This window comes from Natronococcus amylolyticus DSM 10524, assembly GCF_000337675.1.
GTDB classification, from domain to species: domain Archaea; phylum Halobacteriota; class Halobacteria; order Halobacteriales; family Natrialbaceae; genus Natronococcus; species Natronococcus amylolyticus.
Genome location: NZ_AOIB01000029.1, coordinates 1 through 209 on the forward strand (window position 1 = coordinate 1; position 209 = coordinate 209).

At 68.9% G+C, this 209-nt stretch carries 1 protein-coding gene; it reads left to right on the forward strand.

Annotated features, from left to right (window positions below; genetic code table 11):
- A partial coding sequence (locus C491_RS14955; RefSeq protein ID WP_005557761.1) for an FAD-binding protein occupies positions 1–209 on the forward strand: 209 nt, incomplete at both ends.

The following is a 209-nucleotide window of genomic DNA, read 5'->3' on the forward strand; positions in this document are numbered from 1 at the left end:
CACGCCGAGATCGACGAGGACACGATCCGCTCGACGGTCACCGGCTTCGAGGAGGTCGGCGGCGGCGACGTCGACATCAGCGACGCCGACGTGCTCGTCTCGGTCGGCCGAGGGATCGACGAGGAGGAGAACCTCGAGCTCATCGAGGAGCTGGCCGACGCCCTCGACGCGACGGTCTCCTCGTCGCGACCGATCGTCGACAACGGCTG